Annotated in this window: 10 protein-coding genes and 1 tRNA gene; 3 read left to right on the top strand and 8 right to left on the bottom strand. The window is 61.8% G+C overall.

What is annotated here, in order from left to right; all coding sequences use genetic code 11:
- Nucleotides 1-2 precede the first annotated feature (2 nt).
- The 6 genes from MHM84_RS12255 to MHM84_RS12280 form a co-directional block, all read right to left on the bottom strand.
- Nucleotides 3-935, bottom strand: a complete 933-nt coding sequence (locus tag MHM84_RS12255) for a prenyltransferase (protein WP_239266543.1) — start codon at nucleotides 933-935, stop codon at nucleotides 3-5.
- Nucleotides 936-939: 4 nt separating this feature from the next.
- The gene (locus tag MHM84_RS12260) at nucleotides 940-1,605 is read right to left on the bottom strand and encodes an alpha/beta hydrolase (protein ID WP_239266545.1); all 666 of its coding nucleotides are present in this window, start codon (nucleotides 1,603-1,605) and stop codon (nucleotides 940-942) included.
- Between the two features lie 82 nt (nucleotides 1,606-1,687).
- Nucleotides 1,688-3,457 (bottom strand): SLC13 family permease, encoded by a 1,770-nt coding sequence (locus tag MHM84_RS12265; RefSeq protein WP_239266547.1) that lies wholly within the window; start codon nucleotides 3,455-3,457, stop codon nucleotides 1,688-1,690.
- 107 nt (nucleotides 3,458-3,564) lie between these two features.
- Nucleotides 3,565-5,580: a glucans biosynthesis glucosyltransferase MdoH gene (gene mdoH / locus MHM84_RS12270; RefSeq protein ID WP_239266549.1), complete on the bottom strand. Its 2,016-nt coding sequence runs from the start codon at nucleotides 5,578-5,580 to the stop codon at nucleotides 3,565-3,567.
- 22 nt (nucleotides 5,581-5,602) lie between these two features.
- Nucleotides 5,603-7,333: a glucan biosynthesis protein gene (locus MHM84_RS12275; protein WP_239266551.1), complete on the bottom strand. Its 1,731-nt coding sequence runs from the start codon at nucleotides 7,331-7,333 to the stop codon at nucleotides 5,603-5,605.
- A gap of 815 nt (nucleotides 7,334-8,148) precedes the next feature.
- Complete coding sequence (locus MHM84_RS12280) at nucleotides 8,149-10,812, bottom strand: bifunctional acetate--CoA ligase family protein/GNAT family N-acetyltransferase (RefSeq protein ID WP_239266553.1); 2,664 nt, start codon at nucleotides 10,810-10,812, stop codon at nucleotides 8,149-8,151.
- Nucleotides 10,813-11,121: 309 nt separating this feature from the next.
- Here MHM84_RS12280 and MHM84_RS12285 point away from each other — a divergent pair, with 309 nt between their 5' ends.
- The gene (locus MHM84_RS12285) at nucleotides 11,122-11,544 is read left to right on the top strand and encodes a CBS domain-containing protein (protein ID WP_239266555.1); all 423 of its coding nucleotides are present in this window, start codon (nucleotides 11,122-11,124) and stop codon (nucleotides 11,542-11,544) included.
- A gap of 43 nt (nucleotides 11,545-11,587) precedes the next feature.
- Here MHM84_RS12285 and MHM84_RS12290 read toward each other — a convergent pair whose 3' ends face one another.
- Together MHM84_RS12290 and MHM84_RS12295 are read right to left on the bottom strand one after the other, a co-directional pair.
- Nucleotides 11,588-12,358 carry a diguanylate cyclase gene (locus MHM84_RS12290; protein WP_239266557.1) on the bottom strand — a complete coding sequence of 257 codons (771 nt, stop codon included), beginning with the start codon at nucleotides 12,356-12,358 and terminating at the stop codon, nucleotides 11,588-11,590.
- 56 nt (nucleotides 12,359-12,414) lie between these two features.
- Nucleotides 12,415-12,491: transfer RNA gene (locus tag MHM84_RS12295), tRNA-Ile, on the bottom strand.
- A gap of 95 nt (nucleotides 12,492-12,586) precedes the next feature.
- Between MHM84_RS12295 and MHM84_RS12300 the strand changes: the two genes are divergently transcribed.
- Both MHM84_RS12300 and MHM84_RS12305 read left to right on the top strand, forming a co-directional pair.
- Nucleotides 12,587-13,207, top strand: coding sequence for a hypothetical protein (locus tag MHM84_RS12300; protein WP_239266559.1), 621 nt, complete (start codon nucleotides 12,587-12,589; stop codon nucleotides 13,205-13,207).
- Nucleotides 13,208-13,210: 3 nt separating this feature from the next.
- Complete coding sequence (locus MHM84_RS12305; RefSeq protein WP_239266561.1) at nucleotides 13,211-13,933, top strand: 4'-phosphopantetheinyl transferase superfamily protein; 723 nt, start codon at nucleotides 13,211-13,213, stop codon at nucleotides 13,931-13,933.
- The last annotated feature ends 12 nt before the right edge of the window (nucleotides 13,934-13,945 follow it).

A 13,945-nucleotide genomic window follows, 5' to 3' on the forward strand; every position in this document is an offset into this window, starting at 1 on the left:
ACTCAGGCAGACCACCACAGGCTCAGGTCGAGCACGGCAAGCGTGATGAGCAGGATGGCGACCTGGGTGGCCATCAGTGGCAACAGACGTCGACGGTCACCGTCGACCTCCCGCTCGTCGAGTCGATACAGTCCCCGGATCAGCCAGGCCGCCGCCAGCCCGGGCAGTAAAGCCGGCCAGACGGCCCGAGGCACGCCGTTCAGGCCGATCGCCAGCATCAGGCTGACAAAGGCTGCTGCATTCAGCCACGCCGCCACCTGCGCAGCCCGGCTTACGCCCAAGACGATCGCCAGGTGGCGACGCCCGACCCGCCGGTCGGCATCGATGTCCGGCAATTGATTGACCAGCAGCAAGGCACTTACCAGCAGGATGGGCACCGGCGCCACCGCCAACACGGTGCTCCCCAACCGGCCGCCCACCGCCCAATGGCTGCCCAGCACCATCAGCACCCCGAAACCAACGCCCGGCGCCAGCAGACACAACCACGGCCGACGCACGATCCAGCCACTGTAGCCCCAGACCAACGCCAGCCCGGCGATGCCGAATATCAGCATTGCCGGTCCTCGCTGGGCCAGGAAATAGCCCCCGATGAGCGCGGTGACGACCAGGCAGGCTGCGGCAGTTACAGCCGCCAGAGGTGCGGCACGCGGACAGGCCAGCAAGGCGCCGCTGCCGCCCGAGAACGGTGTGCGGCGCGTCATGGCATCGAGGCCGCTGCGAAAGTCGTGGTGCTCGTTGAGCAGGTTGACCGCCGCGTGCGCCGTGACACTGCCCAGCAGCGCCAGCCAGACATCCCACCAGGACAGCGCCAGACCCTCCGCCCGCGCCGCACCGACGCCCAGCAGAACGCACAGCGGCGCCAGTAGCAGAAACGGCGGGCGCGCCGCCTGAAGGCAGGCCTGCCAGCGCATGACCGGCGAACTAGCGTCCTTCATGTAGTCAGCCCAGACAGTGGCCCAGCCAATTGCCGATATCCACGGTCTGCTGCGGACACAGAGCGTGGGCCATGCTGTAGGTTCGGTACTCGGCCGGGATACCCAGCGCGCGCAGACGCTCGAAACCGGCCCGCCCCAGCGACTCGGGCACGACGGGGTCGAAGGTGCCATGGTGCACCTCGGCCGCCAAGTGGCGGTTGGCCTCAGCCAGTTCGATGCTGTCGGCCGTGGCGAAATAGGTCGACAACGCCAGCAGGCCACCCAGCGCGTCGGGGTAGGACAACGCCGCTTCATAGGCGACTGCGCCGCCCTGGGAAAAGCCGGCGACGATGATCCGCTCGCTGTCGATACCTGTCCGCTGCTGCTCGTCGATCAGCCCCTGCACCTGCTTGGCCGAGGCCTTGAGCTGAATCTCGTCGATCCGGCGTCCCAGGTTCATGTCGAGGATGTCGTACCAGGCCGGCATCAGCATACCGTTGTTGATGGTCACCGGGCGGCGCGGTGCATGCGGCAGCACGTAGCGGATCGCCGGCTTGCCGGGAATGGCAAGGGCGGGAATCAAGGGCGCAAAATCGTGACCGTCGGCGCCCAGGCCATGCAGGATGATGACGGCAGCGTCGGCCTTGCGGCCTTGGTCGGGTTCGATGATGAGCGGCTTGGATTCAGGCATGACTGCATTCCTTTGGAGACGATGAGGTTACTTTAACCCGACAGCCCCACCCCCGACGAACCGTGGCGAAAACCATGCCGGCCTAAAAGGGCCAGATACGTGGAATCAGCGCCAACGCCACCACTCCCACCAGCACATTGAGCACGCCGCCGACACGCAGGAAGTCGCTGAAACGATAGCCCCCCGGTCCATAGACCATGAGATTGGTCTGGTAGCCGATCGGCGTCAGAAAACTGGACGATGCGGCGAACATGATGGCGATCACATAAGGCATCACGTTTACCCCCAGGCTCTCGGCGCTGGCAGTGACTATCGGGAAGGCGATCACGGCAGCGGCATTGTTGGTCACCACTTCGGTGAGTAGCGCCACTATCGCGTAGGTCCCGATGAGCAGCAGATAAGGGTTGCCGCCCGCCAGCGCCAACGCATGATTGGCCAGGCTGGCGGCAGCACCGGAGCTCTCCAGGGCGAGTCCCAGCCCGAACGATGCGGCGATGGTCAACAGTACCTGGGTATCCAGGCCGCGCTTGGCGGCGCTGATCGAGCAGCAACCGGTAAGTACCGCCAGCGCCGCCCCCAACATTGCCGCATTGAGCATGCTCAGTACGCCAAACGCCGCCAGGATCACGACGCCACCAAGGATGCTCCAGGCCAGCCAGGCCTTTTCATGTACGGGACGCGCCTGTCCGTTGACCCGACTGATCAGCAAAAAGTCCTTGGATTGACGGTGACGCTCGATGAAGGGGGGACGTGCCTCGAGCAGCAGTACATCGGCCGGCTGCAGACGGATCTGCCCCAGGTTGCCGGCAACCCGTTCGCCGTGACGGCACACGGCCAGCACCACGGCGCCATAGAGCGTGCGGAAGTGGCCTTCGCGAATACGCCGACCGATGAACTGGCACTGGTCCGACACCACGGCCTCGACCAGGCGCCGCTCACTGAAGTCCTTCTGCAAGCTGGATTCGCCCTGACTCGACGGTTGCAGTCCACGGATCTGCTGCAGCTCGACAGCGGCTTCGGTGGTCCCCGCGAAGACCAGACGGTCGCCGCCCTTGAGTCTCTCGCCCGGACCGACCACGCTGACCACATTGCCGCCGCGTTCGATCTCGACCAGGAACAGGCCCTCGAGATGACGCAGCCCCGCCTCCTCGACGGTCTTGTCGACGATCGGGCCGTCCGGCGCCACTTCCATCTCGATGGTGAACTCACGCGGATTGGCAAAGAACTGTCCGGCGCCGGAGCGCTCGGGCAGCAACCAGCGCCCGGCAAGCAGCAGGTAGGTCAATCCCGCCACGGCTATCGGCACCCCCACCCAGGCGATATCGAACAGCCCCAGCGAAAGCTCGGGATAGCGCTCGTTGAGCAAGCCATTCACGACCAGGTTGGTACTGGTGCCCAGTAGCGAGCAGGTGCCCCCCAGGATCGAGGCGAAACTCAGCGGCATCAGAAAACGGTGCGACGACAGTCCCAGCCGGCGACTCCAGCTCATCACGGCAGGAATGTAGGTCGCCACGACCGGGGTGTTGTTGAGGAAGGCACTGATGGCAGCGACGGGAATCAGCAACCGGAACTGTGCCCCCGTTTCACTTCGGGGACGCCCCAGCACGTAGCGAATGATCAGATCGATGCCGCCGGTCTCGCGAATGCTCGCCACCAGCACATACATGAACGCGACAGTGAACAGGCCGCTGTTGGAGAAACCGGCCAGCGCCCCGGAAGCGTCGATGATCCCCAGCGTCAACAACCACACCACGGCCCCGAGCATGATCATGTCGGGGCCGATACGTGTCGTGGCCATCAATACGAACGCAGCCACTGTCGTGGCCAGCGTAATCCAGGCATCCCAGGGCATGGTGGCGGTCCTGCGAGACAATGAATGAAACCGTCCCGCATTCTGACCGCCACGCTTTATTCCTGGAAGTTATTTGTAGAAATTTATATAAATCAAAAAGAAATATATCAAAGCGGCGCCTGGGCCCCCCCCAGCCCGAAAGGCGCACGCAGCGACTGAACCGGCATTGCCTGATAGCGCTCATTGGCTGGCAACAAGGCATGATCGGCAAACTCGGTGTCGCTCGTCGCCGGAGCCTCTTCGTGCTCTTCCAGGCGCTCGAGCACTTCCGGCAGGCGTACCTCGGCCGGAATGCACAGGATGCCGTGACGCTGCAGCCACTGACCGGCGCGGATGCTGCTGGTGAAACGAATGATGAATACAGAGGTCACCATTCCCAGCAAGACCGGCGACAGCCACCAGAAGAACAGCGGTGAATAGTAGAAGCTGACTGCGCCCCAAACCAGGCCGGCCAGCGTCATGGCCCAACTCCGCCGCCATGCTTCACGCCAGGGAATCAGACGTCCACCGCGCGCCTGGGTACTCCACGATACGGTCCTTCCAGACAGCACGCTGATCACGAACCAGGCGTGGAACGCCATCATCAACGGGGCGATCAGGATCGAGAAGACGATCTCCAGCAACGCGCTGAACGTCAGCTTGACGCCACCGCCGAACTCCTTGCGACGTTGTCCGAGGGCAACGGCCAGCCCCAGCAACTTGGGCACGACCAGCATGATCACGGTAATGACCAGTAGCGATGCGATCATCGCCACACGCGACTCCGGCCACTCGGGGAACAGCTGGTAATCCTGGGTGAAGAAGCGCACCTTGATTACCGCCCTCGTCACTGCATCCACGGTACTCAGCGCCAGCATGACCAGCCACAGCAGCGAAGCCATGTAGGCCAGTGCCCCGAGCAGGAAATGCAGACGATTGACCCAGTGCAGCCCACTGGCGAACAACAGACGCAGATGCTGCATGTTGCCCTGACACCAGCGGCGATCGCGCTTGGCGTATTCGATGATGCTGCCAGGTAGCTCTTCATAGCTGTCCTCGACGCCCGCATGCAGGCGCACTTCCCAGCCGGCACGCCGCAGCATGGCCGCCTCGACGAAGTCGTGACTGAGAATATCGCCGCCCATCGGGGCCTTGCCGGGCAATGACGGCAATCCGCAATAATCGACGAACGCGGCAACGCGAATGATCGCGTTGTGGCCCCAGTAGTTGGCGGTGTCGCCCTGCCAGACGCTCTGTCCCGCGGCCAGCATCGGGCTGTACAACGTTGCCGCGAACTGCAGGAAGCGACCGAACAGCGTGCTCGAGCGAACCGGCAGCGGCACGGTCTGCAGCAGCGCCAGACGCGGATTGGCCTGCATGGCCGCTGCCATGCCGACCATGGTGCGTCCGCCCATCACGCTATCGGCATCGAGCACTAGCATGCTTTCGTAGTCTTGTCCCCAGCGACAGCAGAAGTCCGACAGATTGCCGACCTTGCGGCCGATGTTGCGTTCGCGACGCCGGTAGTAAAGCGTCAGGTCACCGTCCAGTCGCTGGCGCAGCGCGTAGGCCGCCTGCTTTTCGGCGGCGGCGATGGTCTCGTCGGTCGTGTCGCTGAGCAGGAAGACATCGAAAGCCGCGGCCTGACCGGTATCGATCAGCGAGCGACACGTGGCCTCGAGCCCGGCGATGACCCGCTCGGTGTCCTCGTTGTAGACGGGCATCACCAAGGCGACACGCCGCGTGGGATCGAGCGTCCGCTCAAGCGGCTTGGCGCGCTTCAGGGTCAACGGATCGCGCTTCATGGCCACGACCAGAAAGCCGGCAATGCCCGTCCAGAAGGAGATCGACAGCCAGGCGAACATGACCAGGAACAGCACCCAGATCGACATTTCCAGCATGCTCAGGCCATTGGCGCGCAGAATGTCGAACATCATGTAGCCGCCCTGAATGGCCGTGAGCAGCGACAGCGTGAAGAAGATCAGGCGCCGCAGCCCCAGCAGCGGAATGCGCTGCTCCTTCGAGCGGGGCGGCGCCTGTACGGCATGACGGGTGGATGATTCAGGACTGGCCTTTTTCTCGGCCGGCCCCAACGGAGCGGTCACGCTCTCGGTATGACCGGGACTCAACTCCTGCTCGCTCATACCGCATCCACGACCTTGATTGTCATAAGTCATTGGGATCCCATATGTAGCTCCAGGTCTCGGTAAGCGGCTTGCCACGCAACATCAACTGCAATTGCATGTCGGCCGGATCGTCGTCCTGTGGCGCTAGCTTGAACATGGCTCGCCAGGTCTTGCCATCGGGCAATTTCCTGACATGAAGTTCACTGGTTTCGCCTGTAGAGGTCGTCAGCTTGGCCTCGACCGGCTGGGAGGCAGACAGCGACGACAGTTCCCCCCCTGCGAAGTCGACCACGAAACGGCGCAGGCTGCGCGGCGGTCCATTCGACTCGCCGGGTTGCGCGCCCCACCCTTGCCGCGTCCGCACGACACGGGCAAATTCCCTGTGGGGAATCGGTTCGTCATAGGTCGTCAGGCGATACTGGTAACGCCGCTCGTCGCCGGCTCGAAATTCCTTGTCGGGGACCCAATAGGCAACGATGTTGTCGTAGGTTTCCGAATCCGCAGGAATTTCGACGAGTTCCACGCCGCCTTCGCCCCAATCGCCGCCCTGCGTTTCGACCCACAGGCTCGGGCGCTCCTCGTAGTTCAGTGCCGTATCCAGATAGTGCTCGAAGTCCCGGTCACGCTGCATCAGGCCGAAGCCCAGCGGGTTGTTGTCGCGTAACTGGCTGACGTTGAGCGACGGTGGGTTGGACAGGGGGCGCCAGATCCACTGATTGCCCGAGGTATGCATCAGCATGCCGTCCGAGTCGTGGACCTCGGGTCGAAAATCGTCGTAGTGCTGTACGCTGTTCTCGCCGTAGAGAAACATGCTGGTCAAGGGTGCCACGCCCAGCTTGGCTACGTCGTTGCGAGCAAAGAGGCGCGAATCCACGTTGATGACGGTATTGTTGGCGGCTTCGATGTCGAAGCGATAAGCGCCGGCGACCGACGGGCTATCGAGCAGGGCGAATACCGTGATATGCGACGAATTGGGCTCCGGCGGAACCAGCCAGAACTCCTGAAAGGCCGGAAACTCCTCGCCCCCCTGGGTCGCGGTATCCACTGCCAAGCCACGCGCTGAAATGCCGTAGGTCTGGTCACGCCCGATCATGCGGAAATACGACGCGCCCAAAAAGACCAGAAACTCATCCTTGTACTGGGGCGTGTTCAGCGGAAAATGCAGGCGGAAGCCGGCGAATCCCAGTTGCCCCGGATCCATTCCCTTCACGACATCGCGTATGTGTCCCGTTTGCCCCTCATACTCGAAAATCTCGCTATCGAACGCGATCTCGTCGATGCGTCCGTCGCGCAGCACGTGGATGTCGACAGGCGTGTCGTAGAGAAATCCAGGGTGAAAGAACTGTACCTCGAACAGCCGCTCATCCCGCCACAGGGCGGCGTCGCGCCGAAAGCGGATGTTGCGAAAATCGTGATACTCCATGTTGGCCAGTTCTTCGGGGAGCGCCGATTCAGGCGCCGTGTACGCCGCCCCGGCCATGTCGCGCGCCCTCTCGATGACGTGCTCGAACACGGCATCGGGAGTCCAATCCTGCTTGGGAGCGGAGTCGCTACTGGCCTGCTGGGTGGTTTCCTGGTCGGCTTCCTGCTCGTCACCCGTCTCGGGCTGCGCGGGCTGCTCCTTAGGCTCTGCGGCACCCTGCGAAGGCTGCTCCGGCTGATTCTCGGCCGGCGGCTCGCCATTCTGAGGGGAAGTGGAGGTCTCTTGAGCTTGAGCAAGGGTCAGCACACAGGCCAACCCCGACACAACGATGCATTGCCACACCTTCATGCGACTTCCTCATTTCCATAGTCATTATGCGACCCCACGTCCCTGAGCAACTATAGCTGTCACTTTACTTCTTCGGCGCGCTTTGCATTGTGTCTTCGCCTGCCGATAACGGCCCTGCCGCCATTACCCTTGATATTGTCGTCTTCGGCGTCCGGTTATCGAGATCTTACCATACCGATATCGCAGTCGAACGTCGACGGCCTTGTTCTCTCGGGCCGCGAAGTGTCCACGCACGGCATGGGTCGCCCCAAACGTATCGTCACACATTCGGAGCGAGCAATTGCGCAATGAGCAGTGGAACGGCGGGCTACCGTAGAATAATGGAGACGACGCGCTCCTCACTCGAATGCAGTCAGCTACGACATGGCCTCTTCCGGCGAGCTTCCGGCATATATGCCGTTATGCTGAAGCATAGTGCTCTTGACGGGGTCGATCAAAACCGGACAGTACTTTACGAAATCACCTGGCTTGAGCAATGCCAACAGTGGAAATTTCCACCGCCCATTAGCGTTGCACTGATGTCTCGCTGCAATACACGTTCGGCGACGTTCTTTAACGCCGTCGCAGTATGCAGCAAGAGAGGTAGAATCAGCGATTGATATTAGCTATTTAACGATAGCCAATAAGAAGTTTTAGAAATAAAGCATGAATACGAGGCAAAAGGTAAAATTCTTAATCCTTATTCTTGCACACTTGCAAGTGCACTCTTCGGGATAGTCACCGGGATAGGTTTCGAGACGACCTCATTCATCAGTAATAGGGCTTTGTCTCTCCGACATACCCGCACTGGCAACGTACGATAATGCCCCCGGCGTTCAGGCCGACTGCATATACCGTTCGACGGTTACGCTATCGTCGCCCTGCGCCCCGCCCTTAACGATAAAACCGAATTCTCGCGCCATCTTCAGCATGGGCTCGTTCTCTCTCAGCACGTCGGCGAAGACCCGGCGAATCCCCGTTGCCTTGGCATAGTCGAGTATCTCGCTCATCAGGCGATAACCCAGTCCGGTATGCTTCATATCCGAGCGGACCATGACAGCATATTCAGCACTGTCCTTGTCCGGATCGGCGATCAGTCGCACCACGGCGCAGATTTCCGTACCGCCAGGCATGAACGCCACCAGCGCCATCTCCCGGTCGTAGTCGATCTGGGTCAACCGCGCGGCGAAGGCGTGATCGAACGACTTGATGGCCCCGAAGAAACGCAGCCGTACGTCGTCGGGCGAAGATCGACGCAGCATTTCGACCAGCGCCGATTCGTCTTCCGGGCGAATCGGTCGCAGAAAACACTCTTGCCCCGACCGAGTCGCGACGCAGCGCTCGAGCTGCTGCGGATACGGACGAATCGCCAAGGGCTGGCGGTCCCGACGAACCACGACCCTGGCATCCAGGGCGATCACGCCCGATGCATCCACCAGCAGTGGGTTGATGTCGAGTTCCGCGACACGCTCCAGTGTCGAGACGATCTGCGACACCCGGACCAGCGTCAGGGTCAGCGCCTCGAAGTCGATGGCCTGCCGGCTGCGATAGCCGCGCAGCAGTCGGGCAACCCGCGTCCCGTCGATCATCTCCCGCGCAAGCAGCGGATTGAGCGGCGGCAACCCCATCATCCGGTCGCCGACCACCTCGACGGCCGTCCCTCCCTGGCCAAACAGGATCACCGGCCCGAAGACTCGATCCTCGGCGACACCGACGATCAATTCGTGGGCCTCGGGACGCTGGATCATCGTCTGGACGTTGAACCCGTCGACACGCGCCTCGGGTACGACGTTTCGCACCCGTTCGAGCATCGCCTCGGCCGCTTCCCGCACCGCTTCGGGCGACTTCAGGTCCAACATTACGCCGCCCACATCCGACTTATGCGTAATGTCCCGGGACAGGATCTTGAGCACGACTGGAGTGCCCAACTCCTCGGCGGCAGCTGCCGCCTCATCGGGATCGCGTGCCGTTTTTGCCGGTACCGTGGGAATGCCATAGGCCGCCAGCAGTGCCGTCGCTTCAGGCTCGGTGAGCAGGCTACGCCCATCATCCAGTACCGTGTCGATGATTGCTTCGGCCGTGTTCCGATCAAAGTCCAGCCCGGTGAGCGCAGGCGGTGTCTGCATCAGCAGCGCTTGGTTGCTCCGGTAGCGCCAGAGGTGCGCGAAGGCCCGCACGGCCTGCTCGGGGGTTTCATAGGAGGGCAGGCCATGCCTGGCGAACAAGTGACGCGCCTGTTGGCCGGCCGCTTCGCCCAGCCAACAATTCAGCACGGGAATGCGCTGCGACGTGATGGCCTGCGTGACCGACCGGGCTGCATCCAGGCTGTCCGCCACCGCCGTCGGACAGTTGATTACCAACAGTGCATCGGCATCGGGTTCGGCCAGCAGGATATCGAGGGCATCGGCATAGCGTTTTCCTGGCGCATCGCCGAGGATGTCGACCGGATTGCCTCGGGACCAGGCTACCGGCAACACATTATTCAGGCGCTCGACAGTCATGTCCGAAAGTGTCGCCAACTGGCCATGCCCCTCGGCCAGCTCATCGACGGCCAGCACGCCAATACCGCCGCCATTGGTCAGGATCGCCAGCCGGTCGCCCTTGACCCGCACACCGGTGGCCAGGGTACCGACCGCCTGGAACAATTCATCGAGCGTATCGACACGCAGCATGCCCGCACGCCGGAAGGCGGCGTCGTAAACGGCATCCGAGCCGGCCAGGGCGCCGGTATGCGACAGTGCCGCCTTGGCGCCGGCATCGCTGCGCCCCGCCTTGACCACGATGACCGGCTTGGTGCGCGACGCCATCCTGGCGGCGGACAGGAACTTGCGGGCCTGGCTGATTGCCTCGACATAGAGCAGGATCGCATGCGTCTTGGGATCGAGCGCCAGATAGTCGAGCATGTCGCCAAAGTCCACGTCACTCATGCCGCCCAGCGACACCACGTGGGAAAAACCAATGCCTCGACTGTCGGCCCAGTCCAGAATCGAGGTTGCCACTGCGCCCGATTGAGTCACGAAGGCCAAGTGGCCCTGACGGGGCGCAACATGCCCGAAACTGGCATTCACCCCGGCATGTGGCGCCATGATTCCCAGGCAGTTGGGCCCCACGATGCGCATCAGATAGGGCCTGGCCGCCTCCAGCATGGCCTGCCTGAGCCGTTTGCCCTCCTCCCGGTCGCCTTCACCGAAGCCTGCGGTGATCACCACGGCGGCACGGCACCCCAGCTCGCCCAGCTCCCTGACCAGTTCAGGCACCGTGGTCGGCGGCGTAGCGATCACCGCCAGATCGGGAGGCAGTGGCAACTCGCCAATGGATCGGTAATTCAGCGTCGAGCGAATCGCCCGTTCATGCGGATTGACGGCCATGACCGGCCCGGCAAATCCTCCTTCGAACAGGTTACGTGCCAGTACGGCCCCGATAGACCCTGGCCGGTTGCTGGCCCCGACCAGGGCAATGGATGACGGATTGAAAAGCGCATCGAGATTGCGGATGGACAAGGCGAACTCCTGACCGGGAGGCGGCAGCGCAGAGGGAAACGAACATGTTCACCTCCTATCATCGCCGCCCGCGTCCCATCTCGCCAACGCTCGATTCACAAGCGACACCCGGCATTGATGTCGCTCAAGGTTTCTGGCGTCAGACACCCGAGCCAGCCCGGACTCGACGGCTCACAGTCCGATACCCAATGAAAAGAATCTCTTTGCAATCGTCGTTGATAAACCCAGTCCAGCTTTCTATTCATGACGTGTGGCCAGCATGATTCAGCGCTGGTCGATCTCATGGAATCGAGACAAGGGAGTTTTATCATGCAAGTCAGAGAGGTAATGACTACACGGCCCGATTATCTATCCGCCGACGCCACCATTCGTGAAGTGGCCGAACGCATGAGCCGGGATTCCAGCGGCTTCGAACCCTTGGTTCAGGGCGATAAGATTGCCTGCACGATCACCGATCGCGATATTGCCGTACGTGCCGTGGCCGAAGGCAAGAGCCCTGACGACAAGGCCAGCAGCATCGCGACCAATGACGTTTTGTACACTTATGAAGACGAAGATGTCGTCAACGTGCTGAAGAACATGCAGGAGCAGCGCGTTCAGCGCTTGATCGTTCTCAACAACCCCAATGACAAGGACTTGACCGGTGTAGTGACCGTTGGCGACATTGCCGACCGTTGTAACGACGACAACGTTGCCCGGGAGATCGTCAATTGCAGCAAGCACTACCACTGATGATGGGTAAGCGCATTGTCCATAGGTAAGCGGACGCCGCCAATCATGGCGGCGTCCTGTCATTCTCGTTGAGTAGCGCCTCTTCTCTGTAGACTTCGGTACGACTGCGCCCGTTGGACTTGGCCTGATAGAGTGCTTGATCGGCCTGCTCGATCAACTGCTGCGGCGTTTGCTCGGGCGTGGGTAGCACGACCGCAACGCCGATGCTGACCGTCACCCGATCCGACACTGGCGACGCCAAGAAAGTAATATTGCGTTCGGCCAACAGCTCATGAATCCGCTGGGCGACATAGAGCGCCCCTTCCATCTCGGTATGCGGTAACAGCACGGCCATCTCTTCACCGCCATAGCGCGCCGCCAAATCGCCCGGACGACGTATGGCCTCGCTCAGTACGCTCGCCACCTGCTGTAGGCTGGCATCGCCGGCCGGATGCCCATGGACGTCGTTGTAACGTTTGAAACAGTCGACGTCGATCAACAACAGGGCCAGCGAGTGGCCCTCGCGTCCACCACGTAGCCATTCGGCTTCCAGGTGCCGATCCAGCTCACGTCGATTGCTGATGCCCAGCAGACTGTCGGTTCGCGCCAGGCGGTCGAGTTCCTGGTTCAGCGTCTCGAGCGCCTTCTGGTCATCCTTTAGCCGGGTGATGTCTTGGGTCAGCAGCAGGCAACGCGTGACCTGGCCGGACTCATCGCGCAGCGGCGTCGCGAACGCCTTGAAGATACGCTGTTGGAAATTCAGTTCCTGCTCCCCTTCACTTGGCGGATGCAGTGAAATTCGGCCCGAAACGGCCCGTTGACACAGTGTTGCCACAGGAGGAAAAGTACAGCGATACGGAGGGAGAAAAACAGCGTAAGCCATTGATTTAATGGTGGGCCCAGTAGGACTCGAACCTACGACCAAGGGATTATGAGTCCCCTGCTCTAACCAACTGAGCTATAGGCCCTAACGGTGGTGGCGTATGATAACGAATGATAATGAAGGAGACCAGCCGCGTTTTCGTTGTCGAAGAGCGAGCCACATCACCACGGAGGGCCACCAATGCCACCGAGCAACCATTTTACGTCTCGCCCATCTCGGGCACTGTCGTTGATCGCTGCGGCAGGGGCTGCCCTTCTGCTGGGTTCACCGGCACAGGCCGCCTGGCAACTCATGCCCGAGCAGTCGCGCGTCGAGGCGACGGTCGTCGAGATTTCACCAACCGGACCGGTGCCGCATACCCATCGGGTCGGCCAGTTATCAGGGGTTCTGGGCAGTGACGGTATCCTCCGGGTACCGCTGCGCCTTCGCCAAACCGATATTCTCGACCGTGTAGGTCAGTTGCCACCGCTATTGTCCGGGCTGGCCGATACCACGCTGACCACGGTAACTATCCAGCTGCCCCCCGAGCGTCTCGATAATCTGAATGTCGGTGAATCGACGACCGAAACGGTCATGCTGGGTGTGGATAACCAGGGCCAACATCAGCAGGAGCCACTGAAGGTCCACATCACGCGTGAATCCGAGAATACCTTGCATGTGCGTAACGCCGAACGGATTGCGCTGGATGGCAAGGAACTGATGCAGAACCAGACGGCACGCACGATTCTCATGCTGCTAGGCTACGAGGCGATCGGCGACGAGGTGCCGGTCGAGCTCGATGCCCGCCTGGAAAATCGCTGATTCATGGCGTTACGACTCCCCGCTTGCTGCCATTTCCTGGAGGACGCCTGGCCATGGCAGGCGTCGCTTCCTGGCGTGCAGTGGCGCTCGGTGCGTTTCGACCGCCAGCGCCTGGTTGTGGAGGATTTCATGCACAGCGGCATACCGCTGCCCGACAAGGTGCGCCATGCCGCCCCCAAACGGCAGGCCGAATACCTGGCGGGCCGGCTGTGTGCTCGCGAGGCGTTGCAAGCGTTGATCGGGACGCCCCTTGTCCCGGACATGGCCGAGAGCAGGGCTCCACTTTGGCCCAGCGGTACGGTGGGGTCGATCACGCATAGCGGCGATCTGGCAGCCGCTCTGGTCGCACCGGCAACGTGCTACCAGGGCATCGGGCTGGATGCAGAGCGCCAGCTCGAGCCTGTGCGGGCCGAACGGCTAGCGCCTCAAATACTCACTCCGGACGAGCTTCGCCGGATGGCTACCCTGCCTGCATCGCAACAAGCTCATTTCGTCACCGTAGTGTTCTCGCTCAAGGAGAGTCTGTTCAAGGCGCTGTTTCCGTTGGTCGGGGTGCGTTTCTACTTTCAGGACGCTCAGCTCGCCGACTGGAATCCCGATGCCCAGCGAGCCACCCTGCGCCTGAACAGAGCCCTGGGCGAACGTTGGCCGGCCGGCAGCCTGCTAAGCGGGCAGTATGCTCAGCTGGGCCGCTATGTGCTCAGTTTGGTCACGATTCCTGGCTGAAGCCTTTTATTA

It is taken from the genome of Halomonas sp. McH1-25 (assembly GCF_022348165.1).
Lineage (GTDB): Bacteria > Pseudomonadota > Gammaproteobacteria > Pseudomonadales > Halomonadaceae > Modicisalibacter.